The sequence below is a fragment of the Streptomyces regalis genome (assembly GCF_001509475.1).
Taxonomy (GTDB): Bacteria; Actinomycetota; Actinomycetes; order Streptomycetales; family Streptomycetaceae; genus Streptomyces; species Streptomyces regalis.
The window spans coordinates 1-331 of the sequence record NZ_LLZG01000279.1; the positions used below are offsets into that span (position 1 = coordinate 1).

Here is a 331-nt window from a genome sequence, read left to right on the forward strand (position 1 = left end):
GATGCGCCACGGGCTGCTCCCCCGCACCCTGCACGTCGACGAACCCACCCCGCACGTCGACTGGACCGCCGGCGCCGTCCAACTCCTCACCGAGGCACGGGAGTGGAGGCCGGAGGACCGTCCGCGCCGGGCCGCCGTCTCCTCCTTCGGTATCAGCGGCACCAACGCCCACGTGATCCTGGAGGAGGCACCGGTCCTGGACTCCGAGGAGTCCGGTACGGCGACCGGGGACGCCCCGGCTCCGTGGCTGCTGTCGGGTCACAACGAGCAGGCCCTGCGGGACCAGGCGGGCCGGCTGCGCGAGTACGTCGAGACACATCCCGGCACCGAA

The 331-nt window shown here is 72.8% G+C and carries 1 protein-coding gene; it reads left to right on the top strand.

Going from position 1 to position 331, the window contains the following annotated elements:
• Positions 1-331 (top strand): ketoacyl-synthetase C-terminal extension domain-containing protein (locus ADL12_RS26220; protein ID WP_279617169.1); only part of this gene is annotated, 331 nt, incomplete at both ends.